Below are 20,565 nucleotides of genomic sequence, written 5' to 3' on the forward strand. Positions count from 1 at the left end.
GCAATTTTTGCTATATTTTCAATGAATTACTCCTATTAAAAGTGTCAATATTATGACAAAATTACTATTTGTAAAAAAATTGCTTTTAAAAAAGACCTTCACAAATAGTGAAGGACCTATTTAATTAACCTGCATATGAATGAAGACCAGCAATAACAAGGTTAACAGCTACTAAATTAAACATGATAATCACAAAACCAATTACAGCTAGCCAGGCTGATTTTTCTCCATGCCACCCCTTCGATAATCGAAGATGCATAAAGGCTGCATAGAAAAGCCAAGTAATTAAGGCCCAGACCTCTTTTGGATCCCAACCCCAAAACCTGGACCAAGCCATTTGTGCCCATATCATAGCAAAAATAAGTGCTCCAAGAGTAAACACCGGGAATCCAATAAGGACAGATCGATAGCTAATTTCATCTACGAAATCAAGCTTAATATTTTTGACAAGCGGCTTAAGTGCTGCAGCAATCCGCTTTCTCAAAATTAAGCGAATAATACCATAAAGGATTAAGCCTGCCATTAATGACCAAATAACTGTATTTAATTTCTTTGCATTTATGATTGCTGGCATTTCTACTAGTGGTTTAAATCCCTCTTTTGTTAAAAGGTTTCCTTCATGTGGGCCAGTTAGTGCTGGCATTGTATATTCTACATTTGCTTCATTCCCATGTTTATCAACCCAAGTGAATTTTTCATGATATCCAAGTCCTGAAAACGTAGAGGATACTGCAACAAAGCCCAATACTGTTACTAACGAAAACATAACCACCTCAAGCCAAAAAGTCCGTTTAGTTGCCTTCGATTGGTCAATAGCCTTAACTAGATAAATTAATCCTGCGGCAAAGCTAATCGCTAAAATGGCTTCGCCAATTGCTGCAGTTGTAACATGGATATGGAGCCAGTAACTTTGTAAAGCTGGTATTAATGGGGTGATTTCCCTTGGAAACATACTGGCATAAGCAATAACCAGAATCGCAACAGGCATTGTAAACAAACCAAGTAAAGTTGTCCGATAAATAAAATAAATAACGATAAATGCACCAACTAAAGCCATTCCAAAGAATGTTGTAAACTCAAACATATTACTTACCGGTGCATGCCCGGCAGCAATCCATCGTGTAATAAAATAGCCAAGCTGTGAAATGAAACCAGTGATTGTTAGAAAAACAGCGATTTTCCCCCAACGATTGGTCCCCTTCTTTTCAGTCGACCCCTTTTTTGATGTTATAGCTCCGCCGTAAAATAAAGTTGCAACTAAATAAAGAATAAAAGCAATAAATAATAAATTACTACTTATTGTAACCAACTAAACTACCTCCTTATCCTGCTTTTCTATTTGAAGTTGATCATCAGGCATGATAAGCTTCGTATCGGTTAAAACAGATTCAATTTCCCGCTTCAGTCCGTACCAATTTTTGTTTGTGTGCGCCGCAATCCAAACCTCTCTGTTTTTGTTTTGCACCCAAATCCTGCGATGGTTCCAATAAGCTCCTTGCATTACACCAATCATGAAAATGATTCCGCCCAATATGATCGCCCATAAAGAAGAATCCTTACGGACAACAAATCCTGATACATTTTTTGTTTCTATCCCTTTAAAGGCCATTTTATAAGTATTATTGCCTGATGGTTCGATTGTTTGCCTGATTGCAACGAAACTCGTTTCTCCTTTTGGATTATCTGGAGTGATCATTCGAAAAACAAAGGCAGGGTTATTAGGTACTCTTGACTTGGTTGATGGTTCTCCGTTCTTGCCAAATTCAAAATCTGGAAAATAACTAAGAATTTTAACCGAGTAGCCTTTACCCAAATCATATTCTGATTTCGGATCACGAAGATTGATTTTCATCTCACCAAAAGATTGATTGCTCTTCTTGTTTGTCAGGGCAAATGTCATGGCATTAAGTTCACTTCTAAACGATGCTTGGAAAATAGAATATCCTTCATAAGTTAAAGGGTGATTAACACGAACCTTATAGTCCTTTACCTTTTCAAGTTCCGGTTTCTCACCTGGAATATTTTTACCGACACGATTATAAAGAACAACGTTTGATTGATAATTCTTAACCACTTCACCCGCTTCTTCAATCGCCTTCTCAAATGTTTTATCTTTATTTTTATCATAATGCTGCAAAATGAATTGATTATTTTTTAAGTATAGCTTGTCACCGGTTTCAGGGACTTGGGCCGTTTCGCCCTCTCTTACCCAAAGGTTCTCATTAACGTACATACCAGGAATGAACCTGAGCATCCCTCCAAATAGGAAGATGATTAAACCAACATGGTTCACATATGGACCCCATCTTGAAAAACGGCCTTTTTCTGCTAATAAATCTCCATTTTCTTCGCGTACGTAGTAACGCTTTTCTTTAAGATGGTTCTTGATGACAGCCATGTCACTATCATCCACATTGGAATTGACCCCAAAAACGCGCTGACGCTTTAAGAAACCTTCATGTCTCGTTACCCTTTGAGCCTTTAATGCTTTATATAAAGGTACTACTCTGTCAAGACTACAAATAACGAGCGAAATGCCAATCATGGCAATTAATAATAAATACCACCATGAACCATATAAATCATTTAACCCCAACTGGTAATATAATTTTCCAAACCATCCATACTCCTCTTCATAATACACATCTGCCGGCTGGTCAATATACATTTCCTGCGGCAAGATTGTTCCAAGTGCTGAAGCAATCAGAGTAATAATAATGAGCCAAACGCCAACCTTTACAGAAGAAAAGAAGTTCCAAATTTTATCAATGATTGTTTTATTATAAGTTTGTGAGCGGCGTGCACTACCTTCGTAGCGCATATCAAGCAATTGATTTTTATTCTCATTTTCGTCCAATAATTTTCCGCATGCTTCACATAACACGGTTCCGTGAGGATTTACGTGCCCGCATTCACATTTAACATCTTTCATTTTAAAAAACTCCCTGTAACCTAAGGTTTAATTTTCTCCATAAATTCCCTTACCGTACTTTCAGACATTTCTCCAGTATTGTATTTAATCACTTTACCATTTTTATCAATCAAAAAGGTGGCTGGCAACGGATCGATACCATAAGCGGTCATAACTTCCTTATCAGTATCAATCATTATCGGAAAATCAAGTTTATAGCGGTCGGCAAATTGATTTACAGCAAGTTCAGATTCTTGTATATCTACTGATAAAACCTGAACTCCTTTATCTTTAAATTGCTGATATTGATTATTGATATATGGCATTTCCTTCTTACAAGGAGGGCACCATGTTCCCCAAAAATTTAAAAACACCCCTTGTCCCCGGTAATCAGAAAGACGATGCTTGTTACCCTGCATATCTGTCAAAACAAAATCAGGCGCCGTTTCACCAACCGCCACTTTTTGTTTATTGTCTTTTGTAAAATTAGCATAAAGCGTATAGATAACGGCCGCTCCTAGAACAAGTAATATCACTGTTCTTATCAATAATCGCCGTCTTTTCATAACCAACCCTCCAATAAATCTCCTGACACAGTTAGTCTAAATTATAACATTTTTCAATATATCGATAGTGCAAACCCAATTCCTTAATTGTGACGGTTATGTGAATTTTTTTTAGAAACATCATTCGCAAGGGCTCTTAATTGTTTTACTTCGTGCGGTGTCAATTCTCGTGCCTCTCCAGCCTTTAGCCCAATTAAAGTTAGAAAACCATACCGTTCCCGCTTTAACTTGATAACCTCATGGCCAATTGCCTCAAACATTCTTCTTACTTGACGATTTCGCCCCTCATGGATGCTAATCTCCACTATCGCTGTTTGCTTTTTCTTATCAACTGAAACTACATTTACTTTTGCAGGTGCTGTTTTCCCATCTTCGAGTCGAATTCCCTTTTCCAATTTTCTTAGGTTTTCTCTTAGTGGGATTCCCTTGATTTTGGCAATGTACACCTTTTCAATTTCATTTTTTGGATGCATGAGCAGGTTGGCAAATTCGCCATCGTTCGTTAATAATATTAAACCTGATGTATCATAATCTAGCCGCCCAACCGGATAGATTCTTTCTTTAAACTCTGAAAAGAAATCGGTGACTACTTTTCTTCCCTTGTCGTCACTGACACTTGAAATGACTCCCCTTGGCTTATATAGAAGAAAATAGACCGGTTCTTCTCGGTAAATAGGAATTTCATTTACTTCTACTTTATCTGAAGAAGACACCTTTACACCGAGCTCTGTAACAATCTTCCCATTGACCTTGACTCTGCCTTCTTTAATTAGTTCCTCCGATTTTCGCCTTGATGCAATACCAGCTCTTGCTATCACTTTTTGCAATCTTTCCAAATTTTTCACCTCTAAATTAATCCATTCTATCCTAATGAATTATGACACAAAACCTTCACTTTTCAAAGTAGCGGGCATTTTATTTAAACATTAAAAAAGTAGATTCATGATAGTGAATCTACTTGGTTCCAAAAACTAGGGCAACAACTACGATTGATACAATTATTCCGACTACATCAGCGAGCAGTCCTACTTTAAGAGCGTCACCCATTTTTTTAATTCCAACCGCCCCAAAATATACGGTTAATACATAAAAGGTGGTATCCGTACTTCCTTGGAGGACAGATGCCAGTCTACCGATAAAGGAGTCCGGTCCATATACCGCAATTAAATCACTCGTCATGCCAAGTGCAGCCGTTCCTGATATGGGTCTAATGAATAATAACGGTACAATCTCAGCGGGCACCCCTATCGATTTCATGAAAGGTCGAATCCAATTCATTAGAGCATCTAATGCCCCGGATGCCCGAAATATCGAAATGGCAACAAGCATGCCAACAAGAAAGGGAATAATAGAAATGGCAATTTTTATCCCTTCTTTGCCCCCTTCAACAAAACTTTCATAGGTGGGAACTTGTTTAAATGTACCATATAATAGTATAAATCCAATTAATATTGGGATAAAAGTGAGTGATAACCCCGAAATCAGTCCCATATTGTTTCACCCTTTTCGGCTTCTGCGATAATAAAAATATCGGTCTATGAGTATGGCCCCGATTGCTGAGAGAATGGTAGCTATAATAGTTGGAACCACGATTTCGGTGGGGGATACCGACCGATAATTCATCCTGATTGCAATGACAGTTGTTGGGATAATTGTAATGCTCGCCGTATTGATTGCCAGAAAGGTGATCATAGACCGGCTCGCAATATTTTTTCCATCATTTAATTTTTTTAATTCTTCCATCGCCTTAATACCAAGTGGTGTAGCAGCATTTCCCAATCCAAACATATTAGATATCATGTTGGATAATATATATCCCATCGCTGGATGATTGGTTGGAACTTCAGGAAATAAGACTTTTACCAATGGCCTAAAAAGTTTAGACAGCCGTTCAAGTAGTCCCGATTCCTCCGCAATCCGCATCATCCCAAGCCAAAAGACAAGAACACTAATCAGTCCGATACAGAGTGTCACAGCCTCTTTTGCTCCATCAAAAATTGCCTTGTTTACTTCTTCCATCGTCCCGTTAATCATCCCAAAAATGATCCCAATAATTGTTATGAAAACCCATATATAATTAACCATTTACGTTCACACCAATAACTGAAAGGAAAATTTCCTTTACATAATCAATTAACCCTTCCTTCTCTTCTTTTACATTTTGATAGTAAATGGGCGTTTCGGTAACGACTCTTCCATCCAAGTAAACTGCTGCTTTACCGACTATTTTTTCGGTTTTTTTTCCATCGTTCCATTTTTTCTCCGGCTTGTTCAATTTGTATTTAACTGAAAATAAGCCCATTTCTTCATTCGTAGCTGGATAGACAATAGATTTTTTGACATACAAATGATTCTTATAGAATTTATTTGTTTTTATATTCACTTGTCCTTTTTCTACAACCTCGGCCATATCATAGTTTTTAAACCCATCTTCGTACATGGATATGTGATCATCCCAATCATTCGAATCATTTAATGTAACCGCTACTAAACTCATATCACCTTTTGTTGCCGTAGTGACGAGCGTTCTTTTGGCTCTCTTGGTATATCCCGTTTTACCTCCGGTAGTATATTTATATTTTGTTAGTAAGCGATTTTTGTTCTTCCAGACACGATCCCAATCTTCAGTTGGATTTGGGGCTCGATGGACTTTTGTACCAGAAATTTTTGCAAAAGTTTTATCCTGCATTGCATATCGCATTAAAATCGCCATATCATAGGCAGTGGAATAATGATCTTCATGATCATCTAGACCATGTGGATTGGCAAAATGTGTATCATACATTCCGATTTCCCTAGCCCTTTGATTCATTAAATAGACAAAACCATCAACACTGCCACCCACATATTCGGCGATGGCAACAGCCGTATCATTTCCAGACCTTAGCATTAATCCGTACACTAAGTCCTTCAATTTTATTTTTTCTCCAGGTTTTAAATAAACCGATGACCCTTCGGCGCGAGTCGCTTGTTCGCTCACTTTAACATAGTTGTCCATTTTTCCCGATTCAATCGCAAGAACTGCTGTCATTATTTTCGTAATACTAGCAATTCTTCTTTTTGTATGCGCTTCTTTTTCATACAGGACTCGACCGGTCTTCTGCTCTATGAGGACAGCACTAGCGGCACTTACTCCAAGGGAAGCATCCACCTTTTGAGGAATGTTAGCAGCGATTAGTGAGACCATGAGGGAAAAAATGACCAGCTTCAAAATCATTCTCATTAGATTTACCTCGTCCCTTCTATATTTACTTGTACAAGTTTATGCAGGACAAGGACTGTTATGACTATTACCATAGAAAAAGCAATCTGCCAAAACGGTAGATTGCCTTTTCGCTAAGCTTAAACCTTAAAAAGCAGGCCATTTTATATCCGCCGCTTTTTCAAATCTCATCTCTACATCATGCCAATTCACTATATTCCACCAATTATCCACGTAGTCGGCTCGTTTGTTCTTGTATTGAAGATAATAAGCATGCTCCCATACATCTAAAACAAGAAGCGGAATTGTATCCCATTGAGTTAACAGCATATGCCGTTCAGATTGTAAAACTTCCAAATGCCTGGCTCTAGGTGACCAAACCAACAATGCCCAGCCGACTCCTTCTACCTGTTTTGCCGCTTCGGTGAACTGATTTTTAAAGGCTGGGAAACTGCCAAAATATTTTTCAATTTCACTTTTTAAAAGACCGTGCGGAGTTCCTCCCCCATTTTGGCTCATATTTTTCCAAAATATTGTATGAAGGTAATGGCCTGATCCATGAAAAGCAAGCTCCCTTGACCAATGCTTAATTAGTGAAAAATCATTGGTCTCCCTGGCCTTTTTTAGATTCAGTTCGGCTTTATTTAATCCGTCAACATAGGAGCGGTGGTGCTTATCGTGGTGCAGCCTCATAATTTCCTCTGAAATAAAAGGCTCTAATGCATTATAAGCATAGGGAAGCTCTGGTAAAGTATGCCCCCCCGCAGGTACCGTCTTTTCTACTACCCAAATCTTGCCGACTTCTTGTTTTCTTTTAAAATAGTTTTCCATTTGTTCATGGATGTTCTCAGCTTTGGTTTGAAGAGAAAGAAGTTCTTCATTTGAAAGCTGTTTGTTCGTACCCTCGATTAAATCGGTAAACGCATCAAGCTGCTCCCACAACTCTGTGTTATCTCCTACTTTTTCTGAACGAAGAAATTGTTTCATTTGTTCATTCCATTCAAATAATTCATTCACATAATGTCTAAAACGGTCCATGTCATCCTCTCCTATTTTCGCTGTGAATCTACCTAATTATTATGAAATTCCATGTTGATAAAGAACTGAAAAAGGCTGCCATTGGTAGTAAACCAATGGCAGCCTTTTTCTAAGCTTATTTAGATTGAATCATTTTTGTTCGGTAGTCTGTTTCATAGTATTCAAGTTCTTCTCTAATACGCTGAAATTCGCCTTCAAGGCTTTTAACAAGTTGACTTATTTCCTCAGGCACATTCCGATAAAACTTAATGGAGTTCCTGCCAGTGTAGGCAGATCTACTATTCTCGAACCATGCATCGTTCTTTGGTGCGAAGAACTCTTCAATGCAATTATGGTAAATCTTATATAATGTTTTTTCGGCTGCAGCTTTTTGGAAAGGTTCACTTTGCATGATGACAGAGCATGCATCTAGCCCTTCTTCGCTGTATACAGCTAGTTTTCTTAGGTTTGAGAAGATTAATTTATTATAAGTAACATCTTCTTCATTTTCAAGATTTAATCCTTTAATTGTCGTTTCATTTAAGAAATCCTCTAATGTTGTAATGGTCTTAGTTAAAAAACCTTTCACGTCATTAAGCTGTGATTTTACCAATGAATTTCCCATATTTACCCCCTTGGAATGGATAGCATTTATTTAGGCTGTAATATAAACTCAAGCGGAGAGCGGAGCTCATAGCTGTTCTTTTGCTTTAGAGACTGAAATACTTCTGGTAATTTACTAAAATCAATATCTTGAAAATAAGCGGCAAAATCATGCTTTGAATTAATGTAAAGACGTTTTCGCCCGCGTAAGCCAGGATTCTTCAATAAACATACCAGGGCAACAATATCTTTAAATGTAACATCAAGGCCTTGGTCTGCTAAAATTGGATCCTGCGAATACGGTGTAAATTCTTGGAGGATCTCATCAAAATACCTTACATACAGAACGTGGAGTGTCTTTTCTTCTCCATTTTCAATAAACGTGACTTCACTTCTGTTAAAAAAATCCTCTGAGGTATTTGATTTTTCTTTTTCTAATTCAAACCCTTTACATTCTTTAATTAGCAACTTAATCCCGCTCCTTATCGAATTGCATAACCATTAAAAAATTAGGCTGTTGATTTTCACTCCAATCAACTGAGTTTAAAATAACAATATCTTTTAACAAAGCCTAAAATTTCAGAACATATATTTATTTTAGCATAAATTCATATAATTGATTGTATTTTAGGAGTTAATTGTTTCTTGAAATTTCTCAAAAAATAAATCTGCTTCTTCCTGAATGAATTCTTCCTCTACTTTTTCAGGAAGCTGCGGTAGTTCTTCAAGATTTTTTAATCCAAAATAATCTAGGAATTCTTTCGTTGTTCCATATAAATAAGCTCTTCCAGTTCCTTCCGCACGGCCTACTTCTTTGATTAATACTTTGGACATTAGTGTATAAAGCGGCCTTTCCGTTTTCACGCCGCGAATTTCCTCAATTTCCGCTCGGGTGATGGGCTGCTTATATGCAATAATTGCAAGCGTCTCAAGCGCTGCCTGAGAAAGTGTCGAAGTATTCGGGGAATCCACCAGCATTTTTAAAAATGGTGCATTTTCTTTCTTCGTCGCTAACTGATAGGTTCCAGCGAGTTGAACGATGATCAAACCTCTTTTTTCATTCTCTTCGTATTCCCGTTTTAATTCTTCGATGATCTCATTTGCCTTTGTTGCATCCACTTCTAAGACTTCCGCTAATTGTTTAAGGGAAAGACCTTCATCTCCTGCTGCAAACAAAAGGCTTTCAAGAATACTGTTCCAATTAATAATTTCCAACCACATTTTCTCCTTTCTTTACCGCCTCTACAAAGATATCACCGAAATTTTCTTGCTGATCTACGTCAATTTCTTTTCTCTTTATTAGCTCCAATATGGCTAAAAAAGTAACAACAATATGGTCTTTGGCCGGATAAGGAAATAATTCGTTAAAATTCTTCCTTCCCTTAAGCTGCTTTAATTCACTCAAAATTTCTGTCATTCTTTTTTCAATCGATATTTCTTGGCGGGCAATTTTTGTCGCCATTGGACGTTGAAGCTTTTTCCTTCTTAGTAATTTTTGAAAAGCTGCTAACATGTCATATAAAGAGACATTTAACTCTGTCTTTTCAGGACGTATATCCTTTACAAAATCGGACAGATCACTGGGAGGCTTTGTATACATAAGGCCGCGTTCCTCCTCCAGTGATTTTAAATCATGAGCAGCCTCTTTATATTTTCGATACTCAATTAAACGTTCAACAAGTTCATCCCGTGGGTCTTCCTCATAGGAAAACTCAGCGTCAACTTCATTTAATTCTTCTTCATGCTTTGGCAGCAGCATTTTACTCTTTATTTCCAGTAAAGTTGCTGCAATTACTAAATATTCGCTGGCAACGTCCAGTTTTAACTCATTCATCGTTCTAATATATAACAAATATTGCTCTGTTATTTCGGCAACTGGAATATCGTATATATCAATTTCGAGCCGATTAATTAAATGAAGGAGTAAATCTAATGGACCTTCAAATGCATCAATTTTCACCTGATATGGCATCGTATCTCACCAAAATTCTTTTAACTTAGACTATTAATAGTATAGAGGATTCAATTAAGGTTATCCAATAGAAAAATCAAAACATAAACAGCTTTATTAGGAATCCATGATGTTTGCCCAAACAATGGACAAATCCCCTACATATGATGACAAGGAAAAGAACAAAAACTTGTTTAGGAGGTATTTAATATGGCTGATGGCGGATATGGTGCCGGATTTGCTTTAATAGTAGTTCTATTCATTTTATTAATTATCGTTGGTGCTTCCTGGATTTATTAAGCGTCAACATTACATGATGGATTAGAACTAGAAAGCTCGTCATTGTTGACGAGCTTTTTATTCAAGATATGATAAACTATACATATATCTTTTTAGGGTTAGAGGTGATCTATTGTACCCGAATGAATATATTCAATTTTTAGCACATTTTCATGGTGACAGGGATTATTTTGAGTGCCATGAAATTCTTGAAGACTATTGGAAAAAAACTGACCCGAGTAACAAAGATTCCATTTGGGTCGGTCTCATTCAAGTAGCTGTGTCTGCCTACCATCATCGACGGGGAAATTATAACGGTGCAAAAAGAACATTAGAAAAAGCGATAAGGATATTAAGGATACAAGAAGCAGAGGTGATCAGCCTAGGACTGGACCATCTACCTTTTCAGATTTTATTAAATGATCGGTTATCACTTATAGAAAAGGGAGAAGTCTATCAGAGTTTTAATTTGCCGATCTGTGACCCCTTCTTACTAAAATTGGGCAAATCATTTTGTGAGCACCATGGTTATGAATGGGGTCAAAAAAGTGACCTGACGAATAGAAGTCTCGTTGACCGTCATACATTGAGAGATAGAACAGAAGTCATTGAAGAAAGAATTCAGTCTTTAAAGATGCGAAAAGGCAGCGAATGAATATACTCGCTGCCTTATTTTTTGTAAATTTAGCAAAAGTTACATTTTTCGATAAATGGTGCTGTATCTTCATTTGCGATAATGTCTTTATCTGCATACATTTCTCGGAGAGCTTGAACCATCCTTTTACCAATCCCTTGAAAGCGATGGGAGGGATTTACGGAAATATGCTGAATTTCGAGAGCATTTGTATCATGATGATATAAAACACCGAGAAGACCAATAATATCTTCTTCTTTCCATAAAAACAACTGCCAATTCTCTTCAGTTTCATATTCCTTCATCGTTTGCTGGAGTTTTTTTTAAGTCCTTTTCATTTGGCATAAAAGACAATAAACCCATGGCAATTTTTTCGAATGTTTTCTTATATCGAATTAACATTTAGATCCCTCATTATATTATATAAACCGATGAAATCTTTGGTTTAGCAATAGTATATTTTTTCCTAATAAATCAATAATAAACATGTATTCATTATATGTATTTGAAATTATAATGTTTCACTAACCACAATCATACATAATTATAGGACAATCATCAATGCTAAAAATTACTATTGCTTTGGTCCAATAAAATGCCAATAGACTATTCCCCAAATAATTGAAAGACCAATAAGAATACCAAATAATAACCAATTGCTTTTTTTCATAAAAACTATCCTCCAAAGCGTGCTTGCTCGACCTTCATTCTACACTATTTGACAAAAATAATCCATTTCCTCTATTAATAAATTTGTGTTCTATGAAACTTCTAACTTGTTTTTTTCGTTAATATGTATAGAATCGGTTATATTATTAGAAAAGCGAAAGCGCCTGTTTAGCGACGTACACTAGTCGCTAGGCGTTGTAGCTGGACAATTCTAAAAGTAAGTAAAAGTTCAAGGAGGACCACAATGAAAAAAATTCTAATTCTCCTAATGACTGCTTTCTTGTTCACATTCCCTATCCAGGGCTTTGCGGATATGGCTGAAGGAGATATGATTGTAACATTAGGTGAAAATTTAACGGCAGAACAAAAAAATGCTCTCTTATCGGAAATGGGTGCGCCAGAGAATGTTCAAATTGTGACTGTTTCAAATCAGGAAGAGCATCAATACTTAGGAAAATATGTTGCCAAATCTCTCATCGGGACTAAAGCAATCTCCTCCTCTTCCATTACGATGGGAGCAAAGGGTTCGGGAATAACGGTTAAAACTAAGAATATAAATTGGGTTACAGATGAAATGTATGTCAACGCCCTCATCACAGCAGGTGTCAAGGATGCCAGCATTTATATAACCGCACCGATATCTGTATCAGGTACTGCCGCTTTAACTGGAATTATTAAGGCCTACGAAATTTCGGCTGATAAAGCAATTCCAGAGGAAGTTAAACAGGCTGCCAATCAGGAAATGGTCGAAACCGCTAAACTCGGAGATGCTATAGGTGAAAAGAATGCTGCAGCACTAATTGCAAAAGTAAAAGAGGAAATAGCCAAAAATAAGCCGAAAAATGACGCAGAATTGCGAAGCATTATTGAGCAAGCGGCGAAAGAGTTAAACATTACTCTTACTGATGAACAAATGCAACGTTTGATGGACCTATTTAATAAGCTAAAAGGGTTAGACATTGACTGGAATCAAGTCAGCGATCAGCTAAATAAAGCAAAAGACCGTATTTCCAAATTTCTTCAATCTGAGGAAGGTCAAAGCTTTTTAGAAAAATTAAAACAATTTTTCATATCACTCATTGATGCGATTAAATCTCTTTTCTCTTAGTCATATTGAAAAAAGCTGCCGCGTGTGCGGCAGCTTTTTCCTATTTTAATGGTAAATCATACCTAATTAAATCCTCATATGTTTCTCTTTTTACAACCAATGTAGCGGTCCCGTTTTCAACAAAAACGACTGCTGGGCGCGGTATGCGATTATAGTTGTTTGACATCGAATAGCCGTATGCACCCGTACAGAATACTGCAAGAATATCCTCATCACCTGCTTTTGGTAAAGGTAAATCCCAAATCAACATATCACCGGACTCGCAGCACTTTCCAGCAATTGAAACTGTTTCATTTGCTTGTGCTAATGGTTTATTGGCCAGAACTGCTTCATATTTAGCATGGTAAAGAGCAGGACGAATATTATCGCTCATTCCGCCATCAACCGCTAAATATTTTCTGACTCCAGGAACTTCTTTTGAAGATCCTACTTTATATAGGGTAATGCCTGCATCGCCAACGAGCGAGCGGCCTGGTTCAATCCAAATTTCGGGCATATCAAGTGAATATTGTATTGTTAACTTTTTTACTTCCTTAATAATTTCACTTACATATTGGGATGGAGGGATTGGTTCATCCTCTTTTGTATAACGTATTCCAAAGCCTCCGCCTAGATTTAAAACCTCTGCTTCAAAAGATAGCTTGTTTTTCCACTCGGCCATCTTTTCAACAATTTTCTTTGCTGCTAATAAAAATCCAGTTGTTTCAAAAATTTGCGACCCTATATGGCAATGAAGTCCAAGGACTTTAAATTGTTCAAATTGAAGCGCGAATGCTAATGCCTCTTCCGCTTGTCCATTTTGTAAATCAAATCCAAATTTTGAATCCTCCTGACCAGTTAAGATATAGTCGTGAGTATGGGCTTCAATACCAGGAGTAATTCTTAATAATATATTTACATTTGTCTTTTTCTCTAAACAGATGGATTTTAATAAATCCATTTCAAAAAAATTATCAATAACAGTGCAGCCAATTCCGTGCTCCAATGCCATTTCTAATTCTTCCCTGCTTTTATTATTTCCATGAAAATGAATTCGCTCAACCGGAAATCCAGCGGCAATCGCCGTATATAATTCTCCACCAGAGACAACATCTAGTGATAAACCTTCTTCCTCGGCAAGCTGAACCATGGCAACTGTCGAAAAGGCTTTGCTGGCATAAGCAACTTGAGCCTTTACTTGCTGCTCCTCAAACGTTTGCTTAAATCCCCGCGCCCGTTCTCTCATTAAAGCCACATCATAAACGTATAGCGGTGTCCCAAATTGCTGTACAAGCTCGACGGCATCCACCCCGCCTATTTCTAAATGTCCCTTTTTATTGACTCCTGTTGTACCGTAAAAATACATTCCCTTCCCTCTCTCCATAAGGACTCACTACATTTTATGTAGACAATCATAAAAGATAATAAATAAATAGACAGAATCTGCATAGAAACTGCCTATTTTTTAACATTTCAAACCTTTATTTAATTAAAAATACTTTAGCACAACAGAGAAATTTCCGCAATCATTTCTCATTTGCTTTCGGCGGCTGACGGTAACGATTCCTTGGGTGGACAATACTTGGTCTAAGGATTGACCCTGGTATAGCCCTTCTAAAAATAATTTGCGCAAATCCTTTAGGCTCAAACGGAAGAAAAGGCCAAAAGTATGGTGTATTTAGGGCACGGGTTTTTACTATAAAAAGAAATAATAAGGTAGTCCCGATTACAAAACCTGGCGTATGGAATATTGCGACAAGAAGTAACAAGGTTAATCTACCCATTTTGTTTGCTATACTTAACTCGTAACTTGGGGTTGTAAAAGATCCAATACCAGCTACAGCCACATACAAAATTACCTCAGGAACAAATAGACCTACACTAATGGCAATTTGCCCAATCAATACAGCTGCAATTAAGCCCATTGCTGTTGAAAGCGGTGTTGGTGTATGAATGGCAGCCAATCTCAAAAATTCCAGACCAAAATCTGCTAAAAATATTTGAACGATAATTGGAATATTGGTCTGTTCATTCGGTCCAATAAATGATAGCTTTTCAGGTAATAATGATGGTTCCAATACGAATAACAACCATAACGGAAGTAGTAATATAGATGTTAAAACACCTAGAAATCGAGCAAAGCGCATAAACGTTCCCATTGCTGGTGATTCCCTGAATTCTTCCGCATGCTGAACATGATGAAAGTAAGTCGTTGGTGTAATAATTACGCTTGGCGAGGTGTCTACTAATATAATTACATGTCCCTCGAGGATATGGGTAGCGGCCACATCCGCACGCTCTGTATACCTTACAAGCGGAAATGGATTGAACCCTTGTTTTACTAAGAATTCTTCAATTGTTTTATCTGCCATTGGAATTCCATCCGTGGCAATAGCATTTAATTCTTTTCGGATTATATTAATTAAATCCGGGTCGGCCACATCCTCTAAATAACCTAAAGATACATCGGTTCTTGAACGCTCTCCTACCTTTAACATTTCAAAGCGAAGCCGTTCATCCCGAATTCTCCTTCTAATTAAAGCAGTATTGAGAATGATATTTTCTACTAAACCATCCCGTGATCCTCTTACTACCTTTTCTGTATCTGGTTCTTGAGGTGAACGCCCAGGATAGCTTCTTACATCAATAGCAAAGGCGGTATCTTCACCATCCATTACCACAACAATTAGACCTGATAATACTTTTAGGACTAATTGATCCAAATCCTTTATTCGCTCGACAGATTGGTTGATAAGCCTATTATCAATAATTTTGAACAGGTTCGTGGATATTTTTTCATGATCATTAATCTCTACTAATTCTTTTATAAGTTGGATGATATAGCTTGTGTCACAAAGACCATTTACATAATAAATATTGACTTCTTTTTTTAGGATGGTTAATTTCCGTATACCTAAATCAAAGCTGACACCAAGCCCAACTCGCTGTTTCATATAATTTTCAATTTCATGGACAGATTCCGGAATCGGCCAAATATGCTCTTTACTTCTTGTCATGGAAGCCACTCCTTTCTAGTATAAGCTCTACTGCTTTTTTCGTAATAGGCGAACCTACTTTGTAAGAGTCACGCCGGGCCATTTTACCAATATCGCCAATTCCTACGATTATTGGGACATTCAATTCATCTAGGCAGTAAACGGTATCTCCATTTATTCTTCCGATTTCAAGTTCAGGTATACCGAATTTATCTACACCATATGGCGTTAATTCTCCATCACGATCAATGCTAATATCGACTCTCGTCCATTCTTCATGATGCGATTTTGCTGCCACAGCGATAATACCCATAACCTCAATATCTTCATGAAGTGCCACATATTTCAAAGCGTTTTCACCATATCCTTCACCTACAATTCCACTGTCATCAAACATCACCAATACAGGGTCATGCGGAGTTTTTTTTATTAACTGGACAAGTTTTTGACCTGTTAATTTAGACGGATTCCCTTGTGAACTGGAAATACACCTGCCGCCAATTTCCTTGGCTACATGCTCTACAGCTCTCTTTGCATACTCATCACCGTCAGTAATTAAAATGACACGCCTCCGATTATTCATCCACCCATGTCCTTTCATGGCGAAGTTTATTTTATATGTACAAAATAAAGCCATTGAAAAATGGATCCAAAGATTTTGCCTAATACAATTGCCATGATTAAGATGACAATTTCTCCATCCAGCCGAATGCGTTTAGCTAGGATTGGCAAAACATTTAATACCTCTGTCAGTGCGGCAGCAAGCATGCCTACAAACACACCGCCGGTGAGGCCTAATGGAATCAAAAAATAAGCTGAAATAGCGATTAGCGGGTCCTGTAAACTTGCCATTACACCGCTAAGCGCCCCAATGACAACCGCCCATTCATAATGTTGAATCATCTTCATTGTTTTGGTTAATTGTGTAAGCCTTGGGATGACCCCAAGTACGGTAAGAAATGCTACAAAACCAGACCCTACTGCCAATCCGCTTGCTAATCCTAAAAATATGATCGCTACAATTTTAATCGTCATTAACGCGTTTCATACTTTCTTTATTTTCATGGATAATCACATAATTATCTAAATCCATCTGATAATTAAACATTTCTACTTCAAGGGGACTTGGTTCATCATTTATTCGCTTCTTGAAAAAATGATTAAAGAAGAGAATCATTCCAAGACCCAAACCAATAGAATAAGGAATCTGAAATAGTAATGGCTTTGCTTCATTCTTCCCGGTAATAATGGTATAGATTTTTTCTTGTACACTTTGCATACTTACGTCATCATGAAAATTCATAATCGCCATCGCTGAGCCAAAAAATAATAGAAACCATATTAGCAGAAAAAAAGGAATCGAAATTCCTTGTTTTTTATTCGTAACTTCAATGATCGTCTGAGCTGGCCCTATCGTTTGTACCTCCATGTCCCCGTACTTGTGTGCGATCAGCCGAATGATCTGCATAACATCAATAACGATAATATTCTGATCCATCTCAGTGACCTGGTGGACCAGGAGCTCTTTTAAACTTGAAAGCTCTGCCTCTGGGGCAATAATTTGGGCGACATCCTCTAACAAAACTCTTTCTTCTGGCTTTGTTTGAACGCGATTCCGCATGCGAATGTAGATTGTTTTTTCCAAAACATTCACTTCCCACACATTGATTCCTTGTGTATGTAGTATGAGTAAATGATTGGTTTTTCATGTATTAAAATGAAAAAACCGTATGGATTAGAGATCCATACGGTCTTTCATTTGTTGCAATATTTTTTTTTCCAATCTTGAAACCTGAACCTGGGAAATCCCCAGTCTCGAGGCTACCTCTGACTGGGTTTGGTCCTTATAATAGCGTAAATAAACGATTAGCCTTTCCCGTTCATCTAATTCACGGATTGCTTCTTTTAAAGCAATTTTATCAAACCATTTTCCTTCATTACCATCATCAATTTGATCTAATAGTGTAATTGGATCTCCGTCATTCTCATAAACGGTTTCATGTATGGAGGAAGGTGTCCTGCTTGCCTCTTGTGCAAGAATAACATCCTCTGGCGTAAGCTCAAGATACTCAGAGATTTCATTAACGGTGGGAACTCTTCCGAATGTTTTTGATAACTCATCCTTGGCTTTACGGATTTTGTTTCCCATTTCCTTCAGTGAACGGCTGACCTTTACAGTTCCATCATCACGAATAAATCGTTGAATTTCACCGATAATCATTGGGACAGCGTATGTGGAAAACTTGACATCATAGGAAAGATCAAACTTATCAACTGATTTTAATAATCCGATACAGCCAATTTGGAATAAATCATCCGGGTCATACCCTCTATTTAGAAACCGTTGGACGACAGACCAGACAAGACGCATATTTTTTTCAACAATTAAATCTCTTGCTTCCTGATCTCCAGCCTGGCTCTTTTTGATGAGTTCTTTCACTTCATGATCCTTTAAATACGGTTGACTTTTATCGTTCTTGACCTCCACATCCATCGGCAAGTCTCCTTAATTGCAAAGCATTTTGCGGGATTGTAAATGCTTTCGTAATCTAACTTCGGTTCCGCTGCCTGGTTGTGAATGAACCTCTACCTCATCCATGAAATTCTCCATGATGGTAAAACCCATACCGGACCGTTCTAGATCCGGCTTCGTTGTATATAATGGCTGACGAGCTTCTTCCACATCTAGAATTCCTAATCCTGCATCTCTAATGGACATATCAATTAAACTATCTTCAATCGATACACGGATGTAAACAATACCATTTGGATCGTTTTCATAACCATGAATAATCGCATTCGTCACAGCTTCTGAAACAACTGTTTTGATCTCAGTTAACTCATCCATAGTAGGGTCTAATTGAGCAATAAAAGCAGCAACAGTTACACGGGCAAATGATTCATTTTGACTTAAAGCACTGAATTCAAGATTCATTTCATTCTTCATTCAGGCAACCCCCAATCTTTGCAATGCAAATTCCTCAGTCGGTTCCAATTTGATGATTTTAAATAAACCAGACATATCGAATAATCTTTGTATTGCTGGGGAAATTGCGCAAACGACCATTTCACCATGCACCTGTTTAATTTGTTTATATCTTCCTAAAATAACGCCTAAACCCGAGCTATCCATGAAAGAGAGTTGTTCTAGATTCAAGACGATATGACGAATGTCATTTTTCTCAATCGCTGCTGTTGCTTTTTCACGAAGTTCATCAGCAGTGTGATGGTCTAATTCTCCACTTAAGCGAATGCATAGAACGTCATGTTTTGTCACTAATTCAATGTTAAGACTCACTATTCCCGGCCTCCTTAATCTGGTATAGTGAGTCAATTCGCTTTTTTGATGTCATTATCCTTCTATCACTACAAAACTAGTCGTTATTCGTCAAAAGAAGTAACTTATCTTTGCGATTCGACAATCTTTATAGTTGTTTATTTCCCTGCTTTCGTAAACATGCCAAATGAACGTTTATAAAGTGTCCACCAACCTGCTTCCTTAATCGCTTTGTTCGAGACGAGCGGGCTTTCAAGGATTACTTTTCCATCCTTGATTAATTTAATCGTTCCAACCTTATCTCCTTTATTTAAGGGAGCATTGAGATTTTTTTGGAGAATTATTTTTTGCTTTACTTCCTCCGTTTTTTCGCCCTTTTTCGTTAGCAATGAAAGTGGTTCACTTGTAACTGCGTCCACCGATTTTTCTTGGCCTTTGCTTATTCTTGCTTTGCCTATGGTTTGATTTCGTTTATACAATGGTTTGGTTTGGTATTGATTGAAAGCATAATTCAGCATTTTAGTTACTTGGGCGTTTCTCTCCTTGGATGTCGGGGCTCCAAACACGACTGCGATAACCCTCATACCATCTTTTTGGGCAGTTGCTGTTAAGCAATATTTGGCTTCAGCTGTGAAGCCAGTTTTTAACCCATCGACTCCTGGATAAAATCGGACCAATTTGTTTGTATTTACTAACCAGAATTTTTTGTCTGTATTTTCGCGTAGATATGCTTCATACATCCCCGTAAATTTCGTAATGTCTTCATATTTTAGAAGCTCTTTTGCCATTACAGCCATATCATGAGCAGAGCTGTAATGCCCGCTTACAGGTAATCCGGTTGTATTTTTAAAAAAGGTATGCTTTAATCCCAGCTCTTTTGCCTTTGCATTCATCATATCGACAAAGGCATCCTCTGAACCGGCAATCCTCTCGGCCATGGCCACAGAGGCATCATTGCCTGAACCAATCGCAATTCCTTGAAGCATTTGCTTGGTAGTCATTTCTTCTCCTGGTTCAAGAAAAATTTGTGACCCTCCCATGGAGGCAGCATATTCGCTCGCCCGGACCTTTTCATTCCAAGTAAGCTTTCCATGATCAATCGCTTCCATAATAAGCAGCATCGTCATAATTTTTGTCATACTTGCAGGCGGCAGTTCTACTTGACTATTTTTCTCATAGAGAACCTTACCTGTGTCACGCTCAATTAGAATAGCTGAACTGACGTTATTGACAATATCTGAACCCTTTTGTTCCATTTCAACATTCTTTTTTTCTTCTGCTGCGAAGGTAGATGGAACCCATAAGCTAGTAAGTAAAAAAGATGCTACTATAAAAGAGAATAATCGTTTCATTCGCGTAACCCTCCATTCTTT

General features: G+C 37.5%; 24 protein-coding genes and 1 pseudogene. 3 read left to right on the plus strand and 22 right to left on the minus strand.

Annotation, left to right across the window (positions count from 1 at the left end; translation table 11 throughout):
• Positions 1 to 124: 124 nt before the first annotated feature.
• From ccsB to ABES02_RS25630, 12 genes are all read right to left on the minus strand, one after another.
• Positions 125 to 1,309 (minus strand): c-type cytochrome biogenesis protein CcsB, encoded by a 1,185-nt coding sequence (ccsB, locus tag ABES02_RS25575; protein WP_430140586.1) that lies wholly within the window; start codon positions 1,307 to 1,309, stop codon positions 125 to 127.
• Positions 1,310 to 2,932: a cytochrome c biogenesis protein ResB gene (gene resB / locus ABES02_RS25580; RefSeq protein ID WP_430140587.1), complete on the minus strand. Its 1,623-nt coding sequence runs from the start codon at positions 2,930 to 2,932 to the stop codon at positions 1,310 to 1,312.
• Positions 2,933 to 2,952: 20 nt separating this feature from the next.
• Entirely contained in the window at positions 2,953 to 3,477 is a 525-nt protein-coding gene (gene resA, locus ABES02_RS25585) for a thiol-disulfide oxidoreductase ResA (RefSeq protein WP_430140588.1), read from the minus strand.
• 83 nt (positions 3,478 to 3,560) lie between these two features.
• Complete coding sequence (gene rluB / locus ABES02_RS25590) at positions 3,561 to 4,313, minus strand: 23S rRNA pseudouridine(2605) synthase RluB (protein WP_430140589.1); 753 nt, start codon at positions 4,311 to 4,313, stop codon at positions 3,561 to 3,563.
• 118 nt (positions 4,314 to 4,431) lie between these two features.
• Positions 4,432 to 4,968: a spore maturation protein gene (locus tag ABES02_RS25595; protein ID WP_430140590.1), complete on the minus strand. Its 537-nt coding sequence runs from the start codon at positions 4,966 to 4,968 to the stop codon at positions 4,432 to 4,434.
• A 6-nt stretch (positions 4,969 to 4,974) separates the two neighbouring features.
• The gene (locus ABES02_RS25600) at positions 4,975 to 5,562 is read right to left on the minus strand and encodes a nucleoside recognition domain-containing protein (RefSeq protein ID WP_430140591.1); all 588 of its coding nucleotides are present in this window, start codon (positions 5,560 to 5,562) and stop codon (positions 4,975 to 4,977) included.
• Positions 5,555 to 6,700, minus strand: coding sequence for a D-alanyl-D-alanine carboxypeptidase family protein (locus ABES02_RS25605; protein WP_430140592.1), 1,146 nt, complete (start codon positions 6,698 to 6,700; stop codon positions 5,555 to 5,557). The genes ABES02_RS25600 and ABES02_RS25605 overlap by 8 nt, the downstream gene beginning before the upstream one ends.
• A 126-nt stretch (positions 6,701 to 6,826) precedes the next feature.
• Complete coding sequence (locus ABES02_RS25610) at positions 6,827 to 7,717, minus strand: superoxide dismutase (RefSeq protein ID WP_430140593.1); 891 nt, start codon at positions 7,715 to 7,717, stop codon at positions 6,827 to 6,829.
• A gap of 115 nt (positions 7,718 to 7,832) precedes the next feature.
• A complete protein-coding gene (locus tag ABES02_RS25615; RefSeq protein WP_430140594.1) occupies positions 7,833 to 8,321 on the minus strand; it encodes a YpuI family protein in 489 nt (162 codons plus the stop codon).
• Between the two features lie 26 nt (positions 8,322 to 8,347).
• Complete coding sequence (locus ABES02_RS25620) at positions 8,348 to 8,767, minus strand: hypothetical protein (protein WP_430140595.1); 420 nt, start codon at positions 8,765 to 8,767, stop codon at positions 8,348 to 8,350.
• 159 nt (positions 8,768 to 8,926) lie between these two features.
• Positions 8,927 to 9,514 (minus strand): SMC-Scp complex subunit ScpB, encoded by a 588-nt coding sequence (scpB, locus tag ABES02_RS25625; protein WP_430140596.1) that lies wholly within the window; start codon positions 9,512 to 9,514, stop codon positions 8,927 to 8,929.
• Positions 9,501 to 10,271 carry a segregation/condensation protein A gene (locus ABES02_RS25630; RefSeq protein ID WP_430140597.1) on the minus strand — a complete coding sequence of 257 codons (771 nt, stop codon included), beginning with the start codon at positions 10,269 to 10,271 and terminating at the stop codon, positions 9,501 to 9,503. The genes scpB and ABES02_RS25630 overlap by 14 nt, the downstream gene beginning before the upstream one ends.
• A 189-nt stretch (positions 10,272 to 10,460) precedes the next feature.
• Between ABES02_RS25630 and ABES02_RS25635 the strand changes: the two genes are divergently transcribed.
• Both ABES02_RS25635 and ABES02_RS25640 read left to right on the plus strand, forming a co-directional pair.
• A complete protein-coding gene (locus ABES02_RS25635) occupies positions 10,461 to 10,550 on the plus strand; it encodes a YjcZ family sporulation protein (RefSeq protein ID WP_223591584.1) in 90 nt (29 codons plus the stop codon).
• A gap of 112 nt (positions 10,551 to 10,662) precedes the next feature.
• Positions 10,663 to 11,184: a DUF309 domain-containing protein gene (locus ABES02_RS25640; protein WP_430140598.1), complete on the plus strand. Its 522-nt coding sequence runs from the start codon at positions 10,663 to 10,665 to the stop codon at positions 11,182 to 11,184.
• 29 nt (positions 11,185 to 11,213) lie between these two features.
• Here the strand turns inward: ABES02_RS25640 and ABES02_RS25645 are convergent.
• Positions 11,214 to 11,565: pseudogene (locus ABES02_RS25645) on the minus strand (GNAT family N-acetyltransferase).
• A gap of 511 nt (positions 11,566 to 12,076) precedes the next feature.
• On the opposite strand from ABES02_RS25645, the gene ABES02_RS25650 reads away from it, so the two are divergent.
• Positions 12,077 to 12,940: a DUF1002 domain-containing protein gene (locus tag ABES02_RS25650; RefSeq protein ID WP_430140599.1), complete on the plus strand. Its 864-nt coding sequence runs from the start codon at positions 12,077 to 12,079 to the stop codon at positions 12,938 to 12,940.
• A gap of 40 nt (positions 12,941 to 12,980) precedes the next feature.
• Here the strand turns inward: ABES02_RS25650 and lysA are convergent, their stop codons facing one another.
• The 9 genes from lysA to ABES02_RS25695 all read right to left on the minus strand — a co-directional run bounded on the left by lysA (position 12,981) and on the right by ABES02_RS25695 (position 20,544).
• A complete protein-coding gene (gene lysA, locus ABES02_RS25655) occupies positions 12,981 to 14,285 on the minus strand; it encodes a diaminopimelate decarboxylase (RefSeq protein WP_430140600.1) in 1,305 nt (434 codons plus the stop codon).
• A gap of 160 nt (positions 14,286 to 14,445) precedes the next feature.
• Positions 14,446 to 15,936: a spore germination protein gene (locus ABES02_RS25660; RefSeq protein ID WP_430140601.1), complete on the minus strand. Its 1,491-nt coding sequence runs from the start codon at positions 15,934 to 15,936 to the stop codon at positions 14,446 to 14,448.
• Complete coding sequence (locus ABES02_RS25665) at positions 15,923 to 16,498, minus strand: stage V sporulation protein AE (RefSeq protein ID WP_430140602.1); 576 nt, start codon at positions 16,496 to 16,498, stop codon at positions 15,923 to 15,925. The genes ABES02_RS25660 and ABES02_RS25665 overlap by 14 nt, the downstream gene beginning before the upstream one ends.
• A 26-nt stretch (positions 16,499 to 16,524) precedes the next feature.
• Positions 16,525 to 16,950 (minus strand): stage V sporulation protein AB, encoded by a 426-nt coding sequence (locus ABES02_RS25670; RefSeq protein WP_430140603.1) that lies wholly within the window; start codon positions 16,948 to 16,950, stop codon positions 16,525 to 16,527.
• A complete protein-coding gene (locus ABES02_RS25675) occupies positions 16,940 to 17,560 on the minus strand; it encodes a stage V sporulation protein AA (RefSeq protein ID WP_430140604.1) in 621 nt (206 codons plus the stop codon). The genes ABES02_RS25670 and ABES02_RS25675 overlap by 11 nt, the downstream gene beginning before the upstream one ends.
• 90 nt (positions 17,561 to 17,650) lie before the next feature.
• Positions 17,651 to 18,409 (minus strand): RNA polymerase sporulation sigma factor SigF, encoded by a 759-nt coding sequence (gene sigF / locus ABES02_RS25680; protein WP_430140605.1) that lies wholly within the window; start codon positions 18,407 to 18,409, stop codon positions 17,651 to 17,653.
• 12 nt (positions 18,410 to 18,421) lie between these two features.
• Positions 18,422 to 18,862 carry an anti-sigma F factor gene (gene spoIIAB, locus ABES02_RS25685; RefSeq protein WP_430140606.1) on the minus strand — a complete coding sequence of 147 codons (441 nt, stop codon included), beginning with the start codon at positions 18,860 to 18,862 and terminating at the stop codon, positions 18,422 to 18,424.
• Positions 18,863 to 19,213, minus strand: a complete 351-nt coding sequence (gene spoIIAA / locus ABES02_RS25690) for an anti-sigma F factor antagonist (protein ID WP_430140607.1) — start codon at positions 19,211 to 19,213, stop codon at positions 18,863 to 18,865.
• 137 nt (positions 19,214 to 19,350) lie between these two features.
• Positions 19,351 to 20,544: a D-alanyl-D-alanine carboxypeptidase family protein gene (locus ABES02_RS25695; protein ID WP_430140608.1), complete on the minus strand. Its 1,194-nt coding sequence runs from the start codon at positions 20,542 to 20,544 to the stop codon at positions 19,351 to 19,353.
• Positions 20,545 to 20,565 lie beyond the last annotated feature (21 nt).

It is taken from the genome of Neobacillus pocheonensis, assembly GCF_050477905.1.
GTDB classification, from domain to species: Bacteria; Bacillota; Bacilli; order Bacillales; family Cytobacillaceae; genus Neobacillus; species Neobacillus pocheonensis_A.